We start from the raw sequence: 17,753 nt of genomic DNA, 5'->3' as shown, positions 1-17,753 counted from the left end.
CGAAGGGAAGTTCAGCCCTTGCCGCGCTTGCCCTTCTCCGACTTGCTCGTCGTGCCGCGGCCGACATCGTCGCGTGGCTTGCCCTTGCTGGTGCGCTGGGAAGCCGCGCGGGCGCCCTCCAGCACCGGCCCGCAATCGGCCGCCTTGGCATCGCCGACATCGACGAACGCGATGATCGCCGCGAAGGGGCTGGCGAAGACGCCGAGGCCGAGGCCCACGCCGGCGCGCGCGACCAGCTCGGGCGAGATCACGTCGAGACCCGGCCGGGCGAAATAGCCGTTCAGCCCGACCGGCGACTGGCCGGAAAACAGGCTGAACTTCTTGCTGTCGGCGCGGATCGCCAAGTCGATGCTCTCGTTCCTGAAGCTGAACCCGCCGCGGCCGAGCACAACGTTCTTCTGGGTGTCGATCAGGATCGGGTCTGCCGCGGCGATGCCGTTCCGCACCGTGAAGCCGATCAGCCCGCAATTGATCTGCACGGGCTCCTTGAGCTTCTTCTCGAACATCTTCTGGAGGAAGGTGCCGATGTCGATCTCGGACAGCTGGATGTTGCGTGTCCACATGCTGCCGCGCGGCAGGATCACCGCGATGCGGCCGTTCGAACGGGCGAGCGATTCGCGCACGCTGTCGCCCGAGCCAGTCATCTTCACCCGCGCCTTGACCGTGCCGCTGGTGCCGCTCTGCTCGACGCCGAAGCCGGCGAGGAGCGTGCCCATCGGGGTGGGGGAGAGACGGATGTCGTAATCGGTGAAGACCGGCTGGCGGCGGGCGTTGATGGTGATGTCCGAGCTGACCGTGCCGCGCGCCATGCTGAAGTTGAGCGGGCTGAGCTTGAGCAGCATGTTGTCGAGATCGAGCCCCAGCTCGATGTTGGAGACCGGGAAGCTGGGCGCGCGGACGTCGCGCACCGTCCAATGGACCCTGGCGTCGAAGTTCCTGAGCGCCTCCACGCGCAGCTTGGCATCGGGCAGGATCCGCGGCGTGCCCGAGACCTGGGTGATCGCCCCGGCGGCGCCCTTGGCCGCCAGCGTGTTCGGATTATAGCCGATGAACGGGCCGGCATCGACGATGTCGAGCGTGTCGGTGGCGAGCTGCGCGGTGAGCAGCATGCGCGGGCGCGTCATCTTCACGGTCATCTTGCCGGCGAGGTCCGAATCGCCGAACCGGCCCTTCAGCCCGGTGAAGCGCCATTCATTGCCCTGCTTGGTCAGCGCCGAGCGCAGGCGATAGGTGCGGGTGTCGGGCACGGCGATGCCGGCGAGCATGAAGATGTCGGCAAGGTTCTGGCCGCGCACGTCCATGTGGAGGTCGGCGCCCTCGATCTCGGTCGCGCCGGGCAGGGTGCCCGAGACGTCGAGCTGGGTGCGCACGCCCTCGGCATGGAGCTTGAGCTGGTTCCTGCCGCCCGAGACGGTGGCGTTGGGGGTGAGCAGCGCGCCGTTCAGCACGAAGCGGGTGCCGCGCGCGGTGCCGCTGCCGTCGAACGAGATGGTCGAGGCGAACTGGGTGTCCTTCGCCTCGACGGTGTGGACGCGGATCGCTGCCTCGATCTGCATCCGCGGATCGGCATAGCGGATCAGCGTGCCCTGGAGCAGCGCGCGGCGGATCGCGGGCAGGTCGAGTGGCTCGCCCTTCTCCTCGCTGAAGGTCCATGTGTTGCGCTTGCCGGCCTTGTCCCATTGCAGATCGACCTGGCCATTCTCCAGGCTCAGCCAGTTGATCCGGCGGTTTCCGGTGATCAGCGACCAGGTGGAGATGCGCGAATCGATCCGGCGGGCCTCGAAGAAATTGCCCCTGCCGGCCCATGCCGGGTTGGAGAGCGTCATGCGCTCGGCGACGAACTTCACGTTGAACGGGTCGAGATAGAGCTGGAAGTCGCCGGCGACCTTCACCTCGCGGTGGGTCTGGCCCGCGACGATGCGCTCGAAGCTGTGCTTGAGGAAACGGCCCTTGGTGACGAACAGGATCGTCCAGGCAAGGACCAGCAGGCCGAGGATGGTGGCGACGACGGCTATGACGCTGGCGATCGGGGTGCCGAGCGCGCGAATCGGTTTGGCGGGCGCGCCGGCGGGCGGCGGGGCCGTCTCGGCGGCTGTGATGGGCGTGTCCCGGTCTGCCATGGAGAGGAAAAGCCCCGCGACGCCATGGGGTTCCCGTTCCCCTTCCGCTTGCGGGAGGGGAGTCTTGAGACTCACCTTGCGCTCTCCCGACTCTTCCGCTAGGGCGCGCGCTTTCCGCGATCGTAGGGATGCGCCGGCTGAATGGGCTGCCGCGCGTGTCCGCAATCGTCGAACCATAAGGAGACGAAAATGCCCAAGCTCAAGACGAAGAGCGGCGTCAAGAAGCGCTTCAAGCTCACCGCCACTGGCAAGGTGAAGCACGGAGTCGCCGGCAAGCGCCACCGCCTGATTTCGCACAACGCGAAGTACATCCGCCAGAACCGCGGCACCTCCGTGCTCGCCGACGCCGATACCGCCCGCGTTATCGCGTGGGCGCCGTACGGCCTGAAGTAAGGGAGGCCCTGGAAAATGGCACGAGTTAAGCGTGGTACGACCACCAAGGCCAAGCACAAGAACATTCTCGAGCAGGCAAAGGGCTATCGCGGTCGTCGCAAGAACACGATCCGCATCGCCCGTCAGGCCGTCGAAAAGGCCGGCCAGTACGCCTATCGCGACCGCAAGGTTAAGAAGCGGACCTTCCGTGGTCTGTGGATCCAGCGCATCAACGCCGGTGTCCGCGCCGAGGGCCTGACCTACTCGCAGTTCATGCACGGGCTGAAGCTCGCCGGCATCGAGCTGGACCGCAAGGTCCTGGCCGATATCGCCATGAACGAAGGCGAAGCCTTTACCGCCATCATCGCGCAGGCGAAGGCGGCTCTGCCCCAGGCCGCGTAAGCGACCTGAGCGAGTACGAGAAAATGGGGCGTCGGTGGCAACACCGGCGCCCTTTTTCTTTGCCGTCTCCCCGGCTAGAGGCTCCCTCGACGAAATGAGGATTTGATGACGACCGATCTGGACCAGCTCCGCACCGACCTGCTCGGCGCGATCGATGCCGCGGCGGGGCTCGAGCCGCTTGAGGCCGTGCGCGTGCATGCGCTCGGCAAGCAGGGGGCGATCACCGGCCTGCTCAAGACCCTGGGCGGAATGAGCCCCGAGGAGCGCCAGGTCGAAGGGCCGCGCATCCATTCGCTGCGCGAGGCGGTGACCGAGGCGCTGGCGGCGCGCAAGGCTTCGCTGGAGAAGGCGGCGCTCGACGCGCGCCTCACCAGCGAGACGATCGACATGACGCTGCCGGTCGACAGCGTGCCGGCCGGTTCGGTGCATCCGGTGAGCCAGGTGATGGACGAACTGGCGGAAATCTTCGCCGATCTCGGCTTCGCGGTCGCCACCGGTCCCGAGATCGAGGACGACTGGCACAATTTCACCGCGCTCAACATCCCCGAGACGCATCCGGCGCGGGCGATGCATGACACCTTCTATTTCCCGCGTGAGGAAGACGGCAGCCAGAAGTACCTGCTGCGCACCCACACCTCGCCGGTGCAGATCCGCACGATGGTGGCGAACAAGCCGCCGATCCGGATCATCGCGCCGGGCCGCGTCTATCGTTCGGACAGCGACGCGACGCACACGCCGATGTTCCACCAGATCGAGGGGCTGGTGATCGATAAGGGGATCACGCTCGGCCACCTCAAATGGACGCTGGAGACCTTCCTCAAGGCGTTCTTCGAGCGCGACGACATCGTGCTGCGGCTGCGCCCGAGCTATTTCCCGTTCACCGAGCCTTCGGCCGAAGTCGATGTCGGCTTCACCTGGCAGAACGGCAAGCGCGTGATCGGCGGCGATCCGCGCAAGAGCGACAATGGCGGCTGGATGGAAGTGCTCGGCTCCGGGATGGTCCACCGCAAGGTGATCGAGAGCTGCGGCCTCGATCCGAACGAATGGCAGGGCTTCGCCTTCGGCACCGGCGTCGACCGGCTGGCGATGCTCAAATATGGGATGGACGACTTGCGCGCCTTCTTCGACGGCGATCTGCGCTGGCTCAAGCATTACGGCTTCTCGGCACTCGACGTGCCCACGCTGAGCGGGGGAGTGGGCGCATGAAGTTCACCCTGAGCTGGCTCAAGGAGCATCTCGACACCAGTGCCTCGCTCACCGACATCGAGGAGGCGCTGACCCGCGTCGGCCTCGAAGTGGAAGGCGTGGAGAATCCCGGCGAGAAGCTGAACGGCTTCCGCGTCGCCAAGGTGCTGACCGCCGAGCGGCATCCCCAGGCCGACAAGCTGCAGGTGCTGACCGTCGATACCGGCGAGCAGGTGCTGCAGGTCGTCTGCGGCGCGCCCAATGCGCGCGCCGGGCTGGTCGGGGTGCTGGGCACGCCGGGCGCGGTGGTGCCGGCGAACGGCATGGCGCTGAAGGTCGCCGCGGTGCGCGGGGTCGAATCGAACGGCATGATGTGCTCGACGCGCGAGCTCGAGCTGGGCGAGGATCATGACGGCATCATCGAGCTGCCGGCCGACGCGCCGGTCGGCACGGCGTTCGCCGACTATGCCGATTTGAACGACCCGGTGTTCGACATCTCGATCACCCCGAACCGCCAGGACTGCATGGGCGTGCGCGGCATCGCGCGCGATCTCGCCGCGGCCGGCCTCGGCACGCTCAAGCCGCTCGACGCCGAGCCGGTGGCGGGCGAGGGCGCGGGCCCCGAGGTGAAGATCGAGGCGCCCGAAGGCTGCCCGGCTTATTATGGCCAGACCGTCAGCGGCGTGACCAACGGCGCGTCGCCCGAATGGATGCAGCGCCGGCTGAAGGCGATCGGCCAGCGCCCGATCTCGGCTTTGGTCGACATCACCAACTATGTGATGATCGACCTCGGCCGTCCGCTCCATGTCTATGACAAGGCCAAGCTCAACGGCGCGCTGACCGTGCGCAAGGCGAAGGCCGGCGAGCAGGTGCTCGCGCTCAACGAGAAGACCTATACGCTCGACGAGACGATCACCGTGATCGCCGACGCGAACGGCGTGCACGATATCGGCGGCATTATGGGCGGCGAGGACACCGGCGTGTCCGAGACCACCACCGATGTCGTGATCGAATGCGCCTATTTCGATCCCGAGCATATCGCCCGCGCCGGCCAGAAGCTGATGCTGACCAGCGATGCGCGCTCGCGCTTCGAGCGCGGCGTCGATCCGCAGTTCCTCGAGGACGGCATCGCGATCGCGACGCGGCTGGTGATCCAGCTGTGCGGCGGCAAGGCGAGCGAAGTCACCCGCGCCGGCACGCTGCCCAAGGTCGGTGTGACCACCGGCTATGATCCGAAGCTGGCCGAGACGCTGGGCGGCCTCGCCGTGTCGGCGGCGCGCCAGGTCGAGATCCTCGAGAGCCTGGGCTTCACCGTCCAGCCGCTCGACGGCAATGGCGATCCGGTCGAGCTGGCCCAGGGCTTCGACGCGCTGCGCGTCACCGCGCCGAGCTGGCGCCGCGATGTCGATGGCCCGGCCGACCTGGTCGAGGAAGTGATCCGCATCGAAGGCATCGACAACGTGCCCTCGACGCCGCTGTCGCGCGTGCCGGGCGTGGCGAAGCCCACTGCGACGCCCGAACAGAAAATCGAGCGCAAGCTGCGCCGCAACGCCGCCGCGCGCGGGCTCAACGAAGCGGTGACCTGGAGCTTCGTCTCCGAGGCCGAGGCGGCGCCGTTCGGCGGCGGCGCCTGGACGCTGGCCAACCCGATCAGCGAGGACATGAAGGTCATGCGGCCGTCGCTGCTGCCGGGCCTGCTCGGCGCTGCCGAGCGCAACCTCAAGCGCGGCGCGACCTCGGTCCGCCTGTTCGAGCTGGGCCGGCGCTATCTGGCGGACGGCGAGCGCGCGACGCTTGGCGTGCTGCTGGCGGGCGCCAGGACCCCGCGCGGCTGGCAGGGCGGCAAGGCCCAGGCCTTCACCGCATTCGATGCCAAGGCCGAGGCGCTGGCGCTGCTCGAAGCCGCCGGCGCACCGGTGGCGAATTTGCAGGTGATGGGGGAGGCCGGTGACGTCTGGCACCCCGGCCAGTCGGCGACCTTGCGGCTGGGGCCGAAGACCGTGCTCGCGGCGTTCGGCATGGTGCACCCGAGCGTGCTCAAGGCGTTCGACCTCGACGGCGATGTCGCCGCGGTCGAGCTTTATCTCGATGCGCTGCCCGGCAAGCGCGGCGGAAACGGCTTCATGCGCACGGCCTATACGCCGCCGGCGCTGCAGGCCGTGACGCGGGACTTCGCCTTCCTGGTGCCGACCACGCTGGCGGCGGGCGACCTTGTCCGCACCGTCAAGGGCGCGGACAAGGCGGTGATCGTCGATGCGCGGCTGTTCGACGTCTTCACCGGCACCGGCGTGCCGGAGGGGCAGAAGAGCCTGGGTGTGGAGATCACGCTCCAGCCGGGCGAGAAGAGCTTCACCGACGAGGAGTTGAAGGCCGTCGCCGACAAGGTGGTCGCCGCGGCGACCAAGCTCGGCGCGACGCTGCGTGGCTGATTGGCTGCTGGCCTTGCTGCTTGGAGCAGCGGGCCAGCAGGCGCCACCCGAGGTCGGCCTTTGCGATCTCTACCGCCAGCCCGATCGCTATGCCGGACAGGTGGTTCGCACCGAGGCACGCCTGATCGATGCCAGCCCGCATGGCTGGTATTTCGAGGACAAGGGGTGCGACGCTGTCATCCTGTTCGGGGGCTATGAGAAGGACGAGGACCTGCATCAGGTCTTGGCACTGCTCACCCCCTGGACGATGCGCGCGGGACCTTCGCCGCTGCGCGTATCGATGACCGGCCGGCTGTCCAGGGGCAGCGGGAAAAGCGGTCCGGTCCTCTTCTTCGCCTTCACCGATGTCGACGGCGTCCGCATAGAGGCGGGCCCAACGCGATAAGGGCTAGCGAAGCCGGCTGCGTCGCCACCAGGTGAGGGCCATCAGCGTCAGGCCTCCGATCAATCCGCCGGCATAGCTCGCGCTATGCGCCCAGAGATCGGCGAGGAAGGCGACATGCCTTTCGCGCGGAACGGCCTCGGCGAGCCATCCGACCAGCCAGACCCAGCCCAGCGACGCGCCGATCGCTCCGGCGATACCGGCGAGCAGCGCAAGCACGCCGCAGCCGAGCATCAGCAGCAGGATCGGGCGGCGCAGTTGGGCGAGCGCCAGCCTGGGCGCCGGCCCGGCTCGCGCCGCCAGCGCCAGCCCGATCCCGAGCGGTAGTCCCACCCACCAGGTGGCAATGATTCCCCAGCCGAGCGCCAGCAGGAGGGGCGAGTCGGTCGGGAAGATCGGCGGATGGCCGATGGTGAAATATTCGACGCAGAGATGTGCGGTCACCTGATCGTGGAGCACGCCGTAGAGAATCGCGGCGAACGTCGCGAATCCGATGATCTTCAGCGTTTCCATGCGATCCCCCTCACTCGGACAATTGCAGCCGCCGCGCGGATTGACCATAGGCGCAGCAGCAATTCGACGAGGAGCCAGCCCATGCCCACCGCACTCATCACCGGCGCAACCGCAGGGATCGGCGAGGCCTGCGTCCATGCCTTTGCCGATGCCGGGTGGAACGTCGTCGCCACCGGGCGGCGCGCCGAGCGGCTGGCGACGCTGGAGCGCGACAATGTCCGCACGCTCGCCTTCGACATCCGCGACGAGGCGGCGCGCGACGCGGCGCTCGATTCGCTGTCCGAGGACTTCCGCGAGATCGACCTGCTGGTGAACAATGCCGGGCTCGCGCTCGGGCTGGAGCCGGCGCAGCAGGCGTCGCTTTCCAACTGGAAGACGATGATCGATACCAACGTGACGTCGCTCGTCTCGATCACCCACAAGCTGCTGCCGATGCTGGTGGCGCGCAAGGGCGCGATCATCAACCTGTCGTCGGTCGCGGCGAAATATCCCTATCCGGGCGGCAACGTCTATGCGGCGACCAAGGCGTTCGTCCGCCAGCTCAGCCTCGACCTGCGCGCCGACCTGCACGGCACCGGGGTGCGCGTCACTTCGATCGAGCCGGGCATGGTCGAGACCGAGTTCACCCTGGTGCGCACCGGCAGCCAGGAGGTTTCCGACAAGCTCTATGGCGGCGTGAACCCGATGACCGCCGAGGACATAGCCGAGACGATCCTGTGGGTGGCGACGCTGCCGCCGCACCTGAACATCAACAGCCTCGAGCTGATGCCGGTCAACCAGAGCTGGCAGGCCTTTGCGGTGCACCGCGAGGGGTGATGCGCTTCAGCTGATCCCCGGCGAAGGCCGGGGCCCAGTTGCGATGGCGTTCGTGACGCTCCTGCGCCATCGATGGTGCGCCGAGACTGGGCCCCAGCCTTCGCCGGGGAACTGGTTGGTATCCTTCGGCGAGGTTTACAGCCCCGCGTCGGCCCGCACCGCCAGCGCGAGGCCGGACCAGTCGAGATCCTCGCCTTCGCGTGCCATTGCGCTCAGCAGATGGTCGCGGATCACGCCGAGCAGCGGCATCGGCACGCGGCTGTCGTTCGCCAGCGCCGAGACCAGGTTCATGTCCTTGAGGCCGAGCGGCGCGGTGAAGCCCGCCGGGCGGAAGCGCTGCTCGGCGAGGATCTCGCCATAGACGCGGTGGCTGCGACCGCCGAACAAGGTCTCGGTCATCACCTCGACGAAGGTCGCCGGCGCCACGCCGTTCTTCTCGCCCAGCGCCATCGCCTCGGCGAAGCTCTCGACCGCGGCGAGGATCATGAAATTGCCCGAGAGCTTGACGATGTTCGCCTGTTCCGGCCGGTCGCCGACGGGAAAGACGCGCTGGCCGATTGCCTCGAACAGCGGCTGGCAGGCGGCGATGAGGTCGTCATCGCCTGCCGCCACGATGTTGAGCGCGCCCGCCGCGGCGACATCTGGCCGGCCGAATACCGGTGCGGAGAGGAAGCGCATGCCCGCCTCGCGGTGCGCGGCGTCGAGCCGGGTGACCAAAGTGGGGGCGATCGTGCTCATCGAGACGTGGATCGCCCGGGACTTCGCCGTCAGGATGCCGTTCTCGCCAAAGGTCACCGCTTCCACCGCCGCGTCGTTGGCGAGCATGGTCACGACCACATCGCCCTGCGCGGCCTCGGCAGGGCTGGCGGCGCGGACGGCACCTTCGGCGACCAGTGCCTCGGCTTTGGCGGGATCGCGATTCCATACGGTCAGCCGGTGCCCGGCCCTGGCGATGTTGCGGGCAATGCCGATGCCCATATGGCCGAGGCCGATGACGCCGATTTCCATGAAGCTGCTCCGTTGGACCCGCGCGACCGATCGCCGCGCGGCAGATTGTTGCCGGCGCGGGCGCCGTGCTAGCGGCAGATAGGGTGGCAGGACCGGAGGGCAAGCGTGGCTGACAATTGGATTCGCATCGCGTCGGACGAGCTGGGCGCGGCGATCAATCCCTTCGGGGCCGAGCTGTCGTCGCTCACCGATGCCGAGGGGCGCGAGCTGATGACCGATGCCGATCCCGCCTTCTGGACGGGACGCGCGCCTTTGCTCTTCCCGATCGTCGGACGGCTGATGAGCGACGAATATCGGCTGGGCGGCAAGACCTGTCCGCTGCCCCAGCATGGCTTCGCGCGGAAGCTGGATTTCGCGCTGGTCGAGCAGGCGGCGGACCGGGTCGTGCTGCGGCTGGTCGACAATGACGCGACGCGCGCGGGCTATCCCTTCGCCTTCGCGCTCGATGCGGCCTTCTCGCTGAGCGGCGCGGCGCTTTCGATGGACATCACCGTGACCAACACCGGCGAGATCGACATGCCGGCGAGCTTCGGCTTCCACCCCGCCTTTGCCTGGCCGCTCCCCTATGGCGCGGCGAAGGAAGAGCACCAGATCGTCTTCGCGGACCAGGAGCCGGGCGAGCTGGCGGCGATCGTAAAGGGTGGCTGGATGGATGCGGAGAGCTGGGAGAGCCCGGTCGATGGCCGGGTGCTCGAGCTGTATGACGAGCTGTTCGAACGCGACGCGCTGGTGTGGAATCCGGTGCGCAGCCAGTCGCTCCGCTATGGCGCGCTGGGCGGGCCGCAGCTGGTATGCGACTTTCCCGATACGCCGGCGCTGGGGCTGTGGATGAAGCCGGGCGCGAACTATCTGTGCATCGAGCCCTGGCACGGGATCGCGGACCCCTATGGCTTCGCGGGCGAGATCTGGGACAAGCCGCTGATGCAGCGTTTCGCACCGGGTGAGGCGAAGACCTTCACGATGCGCGTGACGCTGGCCGACTAAACACTTTCCCTATCCGATCATGCTGGGTAGGGACCGAGCCTGTCGAGGGTCCGTATCGAAGCACGGGCTCGCCAACATCCTTCGATACGCCATTTCGCCACGCTCAATGGCTACTCAGGATAACCGGTTCCTGGATTAGCATGCCCCAAGTTTCAGACCGCCGTACCTTCGCCATCATCTCGCACCCCGACGCGGGCAAGACCACGCTGACCGAAAAGCTGCTGCTGTTCGGCGGCGCGATCCATCTTGCCGGCGAAGTGAAGGCGCGCGGGCAGGCGCGGCGCGCGCGCTCGGACTGGATGAAGATCGAGCAGCAGCGCGGCATCTCGGTGACCAGCTCGGTGATGACCTTCGAGCGGAACGGGGTGACCTTCAATCTGCTCGACACGCCGGGCCACGAGGACTTCTCGGAAGACACCTATCGCACGCTCACGGCGGTCGACTCCGCGGTGATGGTGATCGATGTCGCCAAGGGCATCGAGAGCCAGACCCGCAAGCTGTTCGAGGTCTGCCGCCTGCGCAACGTGCCGATCATCACCTTCGTCAACAAGGTCGACCGCGAAGGCCGGCACGTGTTCGAGACGCTGGACGAGATCGCCGACCTGCTCGCGCTCGACGTGTGCCCGATGACCTGGCCGGTGGGCATGGGCGGCACGTTCGAGGGGATCTTCGACCTCGCCACCAACCGCCTGCTGCTGCCCGAGGGCGACAGCCGCGAATTCCATGGCAAGGTGGTGCAGACCAGCGGCATCGACGATCCGCAGCTCGACGACATCATCAGCGCGGACAATCTCGCCAAGCTGCGCGAGGATGTCGAGCTGGCCCAGGCGGGCTATCCGGCGTTCGATGGCGAGGCCTATCGCCACGGCGACCTGACCCCGGTCTATTTCGGCTCGGCGCTCAAGGAATTTGGTGTCGATTCGCTGATCGAGGCGATCGCGACGCACGCCCCGCCGCCGCACGCGCTGCCTGCCGAGCCGGCGCCGGTCTCGCCCGATGCCGGGCAGGTCACCGGCTTTGTGTTCAAGGTCCAGGCAAACATGGACCCCAATCACCGCGACCGCATCGCGTTCATGCGGCTGGTCTCGGGGACCTTCAAGCGCGGCATGAAGCTGACCCCGACCGGCCATGGCAAGCCGATCGCGATTCACTCGCCGATCCTGTTCTTCGCGCGCGAGCGTGAGCTGGCCGATGAGGCCTTTCCGGGCGACATCATCGGCATTCCCAACCACGGCGTGCTGCGCGTCGGCGATACGCTCTCAGAGAAGGCGGATGTGCGCTTCACCGGGCTGCCGAACTTCGCGCCGGAAATCCTGCGCCGTGTCGCGCTCAAGGACCCGACCAAGACCAAGCAGCTGCGCAAGGCGCTGGACGACATGGCCGAGGAAGGCGTGACCCAGGTCTTCTATCCGGAGATCGGCTCGAACTGGATCATCGGCGTGGTCGGCCAGCTGCAATTGGACGTGCTGCTCAGCCGGCTCGATGCCGAGTACAAGGTTGCGGCGGGGCTGGAAGTGGCGCCGTTCGAGACGGCACGCTGGATCACGGCGGAGGATCCCAAGGACCTGGCCGAGTTCATGTCGCTAAACCGCGGCGCGATGGCCAAGGATCGCGACGGCAACCCGGTGTTCATGGCCAAGTCGAACTGGGAAGTCGGCTATGTCGCCGATCGCTATTCGAAGGTGAAGTTCGCGGCGACGCGGGAGCGTTGATTTGCGGGTGGCCGGGCGGTCCCATCCCCGCCCGGCCGTCCCGTAAAGGCATCCCCTCGGAACGCATTTGCATGATCGTGCAAATTCGGAATCTGCGCGATTCAGGAAAGCGCCGAGTCGGAAAACTACCTAGGATGGCTCAGTCGACCCAGCCCTTGCGCACGTGCCGGGCGGCGAGCAGCGCGAGAATGCCGGCAATTACATAGAAGCCGAGGCAGAACACCGCACCGTAGCGCAGCGCGTCGGCGCCGTAGCTGCTCTTCAGCTCCTCGGACAGGAAGCCCATCAGCAGCGGGCCGAGACCCATGCCGATCAAATTGTTGATCAGCAGGAAGCTGCCCGAGGCGGTGGCGCGCATGTGCTGCGGCACCATGTGCTGCACGGCGGTGGTCACCGGGCCGAGCCACAGGATGTTGAGCCCGTTGGGGATGATCAGCAGCGGCCAGGCGATCCAGGGATTGGGCGTCAGGAAACCGATCGCGAACAGGGGCGCGGTGACCAGCCAGGCGATGGCGGGCAACCAGGCGTACCAGGCGCGGTCGCCCTTGCCGAGCCGGTCGGCGAACCAGCCGCCGGCAAACACGCCCGCGGTGCCGCCGATCAGCAGCAGCGAGGCCATGAACTGGCCGGTGGTGACCAGGTCGAAGCCGAAATTGCCCATCAGCACCAGCGGGGTCCACAGCGCCAGGCCATAGCCGCACAGCGAGCTGCACGAGGCGCCGAAGGCGAGCAGCCAGAAGCCGGGCTTGCGCGCGAGGATGCCGAACACCGCGCTGACCGGCGTGGTCTCTCCCTTGGCGACGACGGGGCGCGGCACGTCGCGGACCACCCAGCGGAACACCGGCGCGATCAGGATGCCGATCACGCCCATGGTGATGAACGCCGCGCGCCAGTCGACCAGCGCCGCGATATAGGCGCCGAGCAGCGTGCCGAGCGCCAGGCCGATCGGGATGCCGAGCGAATAGATGGCGAGCGCGCGGGCGCGGCGCTCGGGCGGGAAATAGTCGCTGATCACCGCATAGGAGGGGGCGACGCCGCCCGCCTCGCCGACGCCGACGCCGAGGCGGAACAGGAAGAGCTGCCAATAGCCGGTGGCGAGGCCGCACAGCCCGGTGAACAGGCTCCACACCGCCAGTGCGCCGGCGATCACGCCCGAGCGGCTGGTCCGGTCGGCGAGATAGGCGAGGGGCACGCCGAGCACCGAATAGAGCACCGCGAAGGCGAGCCCGCCGATCGCGCCGAACTCGGTCTTGCTGAGGTGGAGGTCCTCCATGATCGGCTTGGCGAGGATGCCGAGGATCTGCCGGTCGAGGAAGTTGAAGGTGTAGACGAGCAGCAGCATCGCCAGCACGAGACCAGGATAGCCGGGGCGGCTGGCGGGGGATGCGGCGGAAGCGTTCATGACCATACCTCGACATCAAAAGAGCCGGACGTCAAGGGACGTCCGGCTCGGTAATTTAGGTGCAGTGCAGCGTACTCAGAATTTGAGGCTGAACGATCCGAAGATCTGGCGCGGATTGCCGTAAAAGGCAGTGGCGACGCCTTCCTTGCCCAGCGTCGGCGTATAGCCGCCGGCCGGCGTCAGGATCGGCGTGCCGTCGATCCGGCTGTTGATATACTGATAGCCGGCGGTCTTGTAGCGCGCATCGGTCAGGTTCTTGCCGTGGATGCCGATCGAGTAGCGCCCGTCGCCAAAGGTGTAGACCAGGTGTGCATCGAGCAGCGTGTAGCCCGGCTGGTCGAGGAACGGGCTGGCCGTCTCGAACTGGTGAGTCAGGCCGCGATAGGAGACGGTGGTGGTGGCGTTGAGATCGCCGCCGGCGACCGGCAGCGTGGCGCCGAGGGTGCCGGCCAGCGTCCAGTCCGGCGTGTTCTGGAACACGCGCACCGCCGAGACGTCCACGCCGGTCGGCCCGATGAAGCGCTTGTACTTGGCGTCGATATAGCCGAGCGCGCCGTTGAAGAAGAAGCTCGAGCCCGGGCCGGCAAAGCCGCGCGCGATCACTGCGTTGGTCTCGAGCTCGACACCCTTGATGTCGGCCTTGGCGGCGTTGGTGGTGATGCCGCAGAAGCTCTGGACGTTGTTGATCAGGCAGCCGACCGAGCCGGGGATCTGGACGTTCGAATAGTCCGAATAGAAGCCGGCGAGCGACCAGTTCAGGCGGCGGTCAAACGCCGCGCCCTTCCAGCCGATCTCATAGCTCTTCACCGTCTCCGGATCGAAGGAGAGATAATTGTAGATGTCCTGATAGGTGCGGCCGGCGGCGGGGTTGCTGATCGGCGCCGAGGTGCCCGAGCCGCGCGGATCGAAGCCGCCGCCCTTGAAGCCTTCCGAATAGGAGGCATAGACCATGTGGTCGGCGCTCGGCTTGAAGCTGAGCGTGGCGCGCGGGGTGAAGCGCTTGAAATTGGCGGTGCCGCGGAAATCGGTGGAAGGCGCGCCGACCGGGATCGGGGTGCCGCCGAAATCTGGGGTCAGGCCGAGATAGCTGGCCTTGAAGACATAGGACTTGCGCTGATCCCAGGTGTAGCGGCCGCCGAGCGTGAGGCTCAGTGCCGGCGTGATGTCATAGGTGAAGTCGCCATAGATCGAGTGGGTCTCGGTGCGCACATCGCCTGCGGTATAGGCGTTGAAGCCGGCGAGCGTGGTCGACAGCAGCACGCCGAAGCCGGTCGTCGCCTTGGCGCCGAGATAATAATAGCCGAGGATGCCGTTGAGCTTGCTGCCATGGACCAGCGCCTGGAATTCCTGGCTGGTCTGGTTGTTCTTGTAATAGGCCGGCACGTCGACGTCGACCGAGGGCGTCGAATCGAAGTCGATCGGGGTGTAGGACGTGTCCTCGCGATAGGCGCTGATGCTGCGCAGCGTGATGTGCTCGCTGACATCGGCGTTGATCGTCATCGAGATGCCGCCCGCCTCGACATTGTTCTTCGGGTTGTTGAGCCCGGCATTGGTGTCGAAGACGTTGGACAGCACCGGCGAGCCGGTCAGCAGGCCCGGGAACAGGCGGTGGCCGTTGCGGGCGTTCGACTTGTCATGGGTATAGTCGCCGGTGATCCGCACCGACATCTTCTCGTCGGGCGTCTCGAACTCGAGCGTGGCGCGGCCGGCCCAGACATTCTTGTTGTAGTTCTCGATGCCGAGATTCTTGTTTTCGCCAAAGCCGTCGCGGGTCAGCCGGGCGCCCGAGATGCCGAACTTGAGCATCGAGCCGATCGGGGTGGAGGCGCTGACGATCACGTCCGCCTGGTTGTACGAGCCGTAATTGCCGCGGACCGACAGGGTCGGGCGATCCTCGAGCTTCTTGGTGACGTACTTCACCGCGCCGCCGATCGTGTTGCGGCCATAGAGCGTGCCCTGCGGCCCGCGCAGCACTTCGATCCGCTCGACGTCATAGATGTCGAGCACCGCTGCCTGGGGACGGTTGAGATAGACGTCGTCGAGATAGATGCCGATGCCCGCTTCGAAGCCGGGAACCGGATCCTGCTGGCCGACGCCGCGGATGAAGGCGGCGAGCGTCGAGTTGGTGCCGCGCGCGTCCTTGAGCGTGGTATTGGGCGAGGCGATCTGCAGGTCGGTCAGGTCGACGGCACCGGCCTGGTTGAGCTGGGCCGAAGTGAGCGCGGTGACCGCGGTCGGCACGTCGAGCAGCTTCTCTTCGCGGCGGCGGGCGGTGACGACGATCTCGCCGCTATCGGCAAGCGCGCTGTCCTGCGCCTCCGGCGCGGCGGAGGCAGCGTCCTGCGCCATGGCGGGGGCGGCGGCGATTGCAGCAAGGGCGGCGCCCGCGAACAGAATCGAACGCGCGCAATTCAGGCGTGACATGCAGTTATCCCCTCTCCTCGAACCCGTCGTTCATCGCGGGTTGCACCTTGTTGCCCGAGGCTATACTGAAACCTGAACCAAGTTTCAACTTGGATCGACAGGGGGAGATGCAATGGCTAGGGTCCGTGGCATGAACGCCACAGCATCGGACCTGCAGGGCAGCGACGCCGCGAGCGCCGGCAAGGAGCCGCGCACCGCGCGCGGGCGGCGCACGCTGCGCCTGATCCTCGATGCTGCGGCCGAGGAATTCGGTGCCAAGGGGTTCCATGAAGGCTCGATCAGCGGGATCACCCGCCGGGCGGGCGTCGCGCTGGGCAGTTTCTACACCTATTTCGATTCGAAGGACGACGTGTTCCGCGCGTTGGTCCGCGACATGAGCGAGCAGGTGCGCGAGCATGTCGCGCCGGCGATCAAGGGCGCCACCGGCGGCCAGATTGCGGCGGAGCAGGCGGCCCTGCTCGCCTTCATCCGCTTCGCGCGCGAGCACAAGGAGATCTACCGGATCATCGACGAGGCCGAGTTCGTCGATCCCGAGAGCTTCCGCATGCATTATGCGACCACCGCCGAGCGCATCGCCAGGCGCCTCCAGGCCGCGGCGGAGCGTGGTGAGGTGCGCGAGGACGTGAACGAGATCCACGCCTGGGCGATCATGGGGATGAACGTGTTCCTCGGCCTGCGCTACAGCGTCTGGCAGGAGGATGTGGATCCCGAGGCGATCGCCGACACGGTCGCGAAGCTGCTCGCGCGCGGAATCGGGACGGATAGGTAAGTCCCGCCATTGCGGTGCGGGGCGCGGTACCGCATCTTGGGGGCATGGATTTCAGCGACTGGCATGTGGCGCGGGCAAGGGCGCTGTTCACGGTGCTGGCCGAGCGCCACGGCCTGCGCATGCGTGGCGCCGATGCCGGGCCGGACTATCTCGAGCTCGAGCTGCCGATCCAATATGGGCTGCGCATCGCGCTCAAGCTGGTCTGGTCGCGCGACCTGCTGATGATCCGCAGCAACCTGTTCACCGCCGAATTCCATCTCGACGCCGATCCCGATGCGGAAGCCAAGTTCGTCGATACGCTGGACGGGCTGGTGCGCGGCGAGGTCCGCCTGCACCTGTTCTACTGGCCCAGGGCGAAGCGGCCCTACAAGACCCTGCTCCAGGTCCCGGCCGGCGAGCAGTGGCGGACCATCTATACCTGGTTCCGCTGGCTGCCCTGGTCGCCGGTGGCGCGCGAGGAAGTGTTCGTGAACAGCCGCGCGCCGCATCTCCACGTCGTCGGTCACGCCTGAGCGGCGAGCATCTCCTCCACCCATAAGGGCACCAGGGTGCCCGCCGGGCCGAGCCGGCTCTCGCCGAACCAGCTGCTCCCGGCGCTGGGATCGAGGTTGAGCTCGAGCGTCTGCGCACCGTGATAGCGCGCGGTCTGGACGAAGCCGGCGGCCGGATAGACCGCGCCCGACGTGCCGATCGAGACGAACAGGTCGGCATCGGCCAGCGCCTGCTCGATCACTTCCAGGTGATAGGGCATCTCGCCGAAGAACACGATGTCGGGGCGCAGCGCCGGGCTGCCGCAATCGGGGCATTCGCTCTCGGGCGGCAGCGACCCTTCCCATTCGCCGCTGTCGCCGCAGGCCGCGCAGAGCGCCGATTTAAGTTCGCCGTGCATGTGGAGCATACGGTTCGCGCCTGCGCGCTCGTGCAGATCGTCGACATTCTGGGTGACGATCAGCAGTCCGCCGCGCCATTCGGCATCGAGCCGGGCCAGCGCATCATGCGCGGCATTGGGCACGACTTCGTCCAGCTTCGCCCGGCGCGCATCGTAGAAGCGGTGGACCAGCTCGGGATCGCGGGCGAGCGCCTCGGGCGTGCAGACATCCTCGACCCGCTGCCCCTCCCACAGCCCGCCCGGCCCCCGGAAGGTGGCGATGCCGCTCTCCGCCGAGAGCCCGGCGCCGGTGAGGATGACGATGTTGTGGATGGTGCGCATGGCGGCAGGATAGGCGCGAATCACG

Annotated in this window: 16 protein-coding genes; 10 read left to right on the top strand and 6 right to left on the bottom strand. The window is 67.1% G+C overall.

The annotated features are described in order from the left end of the window. Positions 1 to 11: 11 nt before the first annotated feature. Entirely contained in the window at positions 12 to 2,120 is a 2,109-nt protein-coding gene (locus tag ACEN8G_RS19125) for an AsmA family protein (RefSeq protein ID WP_413414708.1), read from the bottom strand. A gap of 189 nt (positions 2,121 to 2,309) precedes the next feature. Between ACEN8G_RS19125 and rpmI the strand changes: the two genes are divergently transcribed. The 5 genes from rpmI to ACEN8G_RS19100 all read left to right on the top strand — a co-directional run bounded on the left by rpmI (position 2,310) and on the right by ACEN8G_RS19100 (position 6,893). Further along, positions 2,310 to 2,513, top strand: a complete 204-nt coding sequence (rpmI, locus tag ACEN8G_RS19120; RefSeq protein ID WP_056616276.1) for a 50S ribosomal protein L35 — start codon at positions 2,310 to 2,312, stop codon at positions 2,511 to 2,513. Positions 2,514 to 2,528: 15 nt separating this feature from the next. After that, complete coding sequence (gene rplT, locus ACEN8G_RS19115) at positions 2,529 to 2,894, top strand: 50S ribosomal protein L20 (protein ID WP_307116663.1); 366 nt, start codon at positions 2,529 to 2,531, stop codon at positions 2,892 to 2,894. 105 nt (positions 2,895 to 2,999) lie between these two features. Beyond that, complete coding sequence (pheS, locus tag ACEN8G_RS19110; protein ID WP_413414707.1) at positions 3,000 to 4,100, top strand: phenylalanine--tRNA ligase subunit alpha; 1,101 nt, start codon at positions 3,000 to 3,002, stop codon at positions 4,098 to 4,100. Continuing rightward, entirely contained in the window at positions 4,097 to 6,508 is a 2,412-nt protein-coding gene (gene pheT / locus ACEN8G_RS19105; RefSeq protein WP_413414706.1) for a phenylalanine--tRNA ligase subunit beta, read from the top strand. Before pheS ends, pheT begins: the two co-directional genes overlap by 4 nt. After that, positions 6,501 to 6,893, top strand: a complete 393-nt coding sequence (locus tag ACEN8G_RS19100; RefSeq protein ID WP_413414705.1) for a hypothetical protein — start codon at positions 6,501 to 6,503, stop codon at positions 6,891 to 6,893. The genes pheT and ACEN8G_RS19100 overlap by 8 nt, the downstream gene beginning before the upstream one ends. Positions 6,894 to 6,896: 3 nt before the next feature. Here ACEN8G_RS19100 and ACEN8G_RS19095 read toward each other — a convergent pair whose 3' ends face one another. Then, positions 6,897 to 7,403, bottom strand: a complete 507-nt coding sequence (locus ACEN8G_RS19095; RefSeq protein ID WP_413414704.1) for a hypothetical protein — start codon at positions 7,401 to 7,403, stop codon at positions 6,897 to 6,899. Between the two features lie 81 nt (positions 7,404 to 7,484). Between ACEN8G_RS19095 and ACEN8G_RS19090 the strand changes: the two genes are divergently transcribed. Next, positions 7,485 to 8,219, top strand: a complete 735-nt coding sequence (locus ACEN8G_RS19090; protein ID WP_413414703.1) for an SDR family NAD(P)-dependent oxidoreductase — start codon at positions 7,485 to 7,487, stop codon at positions 8,217 to 8,219. A 135-nt stretch (positions 8,220 to 8,354) separates the two neighbouring features. On the opposite strand, the gene ACEN8G_RS19085 is transcribed toward ACEN8G_RS19090, so the two are convergent. Continuing rightward, positions 8,355 to 9,227, bottom strand: a complete 873-nt coding sequence (locus ACEN8G_RS19085) for an NAD(P)-dependent oxidoreductase (protein ID WP_413414702.1) — start codon at positions 9,225 to 9,227, stop codon at positions 8,355 to 8,357. A 105-nt stretch (positions 9,228 to 9,332) separates the two neighbouring features. On the opposite strand from ACEN8G_RS19085, the gene ACEN8G_RS19080 reads away from it, so the two are divergent. Both ACEN8G_RS19080 and ACEN8G_RS19075 read left to right on the top strand, forming a co-directional pair. Next, entirely contained in the window at positions 9,333 to 10,211 is an 879-nt protein-coding gene (locus tag ACEN8G_RS19080) for an aldose 1-epimerase family protein (RefSeq protein ID WP_413414701.1), read from the top strand. Positions 10,212 to 10,351: 140 nt separating this feature from the next. Further along, positions 10,352 to 11,923 carry a peptide chain release factor 3 gene (locus ACEN8G_RS19075; RefSeq protein ID WP_413414700.1) on the top strand — a complete coding sequence of 524 codons (1,572 nt, stop codon included), beginning with the start codon at positions 10,352 to 10,354 and terminating at the stop codon, positions 11,921 to 11,923. Between the two features lie 139 nt (positions 11,924 to 12,062). Here ACEN8G_RS19075 and ACEN8G_RS19070 read toward each other — a convergent pair whose 3' ends face one another. Then, complete coding sequence (locus ACEN8G_RS19070) at positions 12,063 to 13,325, bottom strand: spinster family MFS transporter (RefSeq protein ID WP_413414699.1); 1,263 nt, start codon at positions 13,323 to 13,325, stop codon at positions 12,063 to 12,065. Between the two features lie 75 nt (positions 13,326 to 13,400). Further along, positions 13,401 to 15,749 carry a TonB-dependent receptor gene (locus tag ACEN8G_RS19065; RefSeq protein WP_413414698.1) on the bottom strand — a complete coding sequence of 783 codons (2,349 nt, stop codon included), beginning with the start codon at positions 15,747 to 15,749 and terminating at the stop codon, positions 13,401 to 13,403. 130 nt (positions 15,750 to 15,879) lie between these two features. Here ACEN8G_RS19065 and ACEN8G_RS19060 point away from each other — a divergent pair, with 130 nt between their 5' ends. Together ACEN8G_RS19060 and ACEN8G_RS19055 are read left to right on the top strand one after the other, a co-directional pair. Then, positions 15,880 to 16,518: a TetR/AcrR family transcriptional regulator gene (locus ACEN8G_RS19060; RefSeq protein ID WP_413414697.1), complete on the top strand. Its 639-nt coding sequence runs from the start codon at positions 15,880 to 15,882 to the stop codon at positions 16,516 to 16,518. Between the two features lie 44 nt (positions 16,519 to 16,562). Beyond that, on the top strand, positions 16,563 to 17,030 hold the full coding sequence (locus ACEN8G_RS19055) for a hypothetical protein (protein ID WP_413414696.1): 468 nt from the start codon (positions 16,563 to 16,565) through the stop codon (positions 17,028 to 17,030). Here the strand turns inward: ACEN8G_RS19055 and ACEN8G_RS19050 are convergent. Next, positions 17,021 to 17,728, bottom strand: coding sequence for an NAD-dependent deacylase (locus ACEN8G_RS19050; RefSeq protein ID WP_413414695.1), 708 nt, complete (start codon positions 17,726 to 17,728; stop codon positions 17,021 to 17,023). The two genes, ACEN8G_RS19055 and ACEN8G_RS19050, sit on opposite strands and share 10 nt — an antisense overlap. Positions 17,729 to 17,753: the final 25 nt, after the last annotated feature.

The organism is Sphingomonas sp. Sphisp66 (genome assembly GCF_047324325.1).
GTDB lineage: Bacteria > Pseudomonadota > Alphaproteobacteria > Sphingomonadales > Sphingomonadaceae > Sphingomonas.
This window is presented reverse-complemented; position numbering and strand designations above follow the sequence as displayed.

What these genes read in the sequence shown, in the direction of transcription:
- ACEN8G_RS19050 (WP_413414695.1), bottom strand. Translation starts at nt 17,728, where the DNA reads ATGCGCACCATCCACAACATCGTCATCCTCACCGGCGCCGGGCTCTCG.
- pheS (WP_413414707.1), top strand. Translation starts at nt 3,000, where the DNA reads ATGACGACCGATCTGGACCAGCTCCGCACCGACCTGCTCGGCGCGATC.
- rpmI (WP_056616276.1), top strand. Translation starts at nt 2,310, where the DNA reads ATGCCCAAGCTCAAGACGAAGAGCGGCGTCAAGAAGCGCTTCAAGCTC.
- ACEN8G_RS19060 (WP_413414697.1), top strand. Translation starts at nt 15,880, where the DNA reads ATGAACGCCACAGCATCGGACCTGCAGGGCAGCGACGCCGCGAGCGCC.
- ACEN8G_RS19085 (WP_413414702.1), bottom strand. Translation starts at nt 9,227, where the DNA reads ATGGAAATCGGCGTCATCGGCCTCGGCCATATGGGCATCGGCATTGCC.
- ACEN8G_RS19125 (WP_413414708.1), bottom strand. Translation starts at nt 2,120, where the DNA reads ATGGCAGACCGGGACACGCCCATCACAGCCGCCGAGACGGCCCCGCCG.
- rplT (WP_307116663.1), top strand. Translation starts at nt 2,529, where the DNA reads ATGGCACGAGTTAAGCGTGGTACGACCACCAAGGCCAAGCACAAGAAC.
- ACEN8G_RS19055 (WP_413414696.1), top strand. Translation starts at nt 16,563, where the DNA reads ATGGATTTCAGCGACTGGCATGTGGCGCGGGCAAGGGCGCTGTTCACG.
- ACEN8G_RS19095 (WP_413414704.1), bottom strand. Translation starts at nt 7,403, where the DNA reads ATGGAAACGCTGAAGATCATCGGATTCGCGACGTTCGCCGCGATTCTC.
- ACEN8G_RS19070 (WP_413414699.1), bottom strand. Translation starts at nt 13,325, where the DNA reads ATGAACGCTTCCGCCGCATCCCCCGCCAGCCGCCCCGGCTATCCTGGT.
- ACEN8G_RS19065 (WP_413414698.1), bottom strand. Translation starts at nt 15,749, where the DNA reads ATGTCACGCCTGAATTGCGCGCGTTCGATTCTGTTCGCGGGCGCCGCC.
- pheT (WP_413414706.1), top strand. Translation starts at nt 4,097, where the DNA reads ATGAAGTTCACCCTGAGCTGGCTCAAGGAGCATCTCGACACCAGTGCC.
- ACEN8G_RS19075 (WP_413414700.1), top strand. Translation starts at nt 10,352, where the DNA reads ATGCCCCAAGTTTCAGACCGCCGTACCTTCGCCATCATCTCGCACCCC.
- ACEN8G_RS19090 (WP_413414703.1), top strand. Translation starts at nt 7,485, where the DNA reads ATGCCCACCGCACTCATCACCGGCGCAACCGCAGGGATCGGCGAGGCC.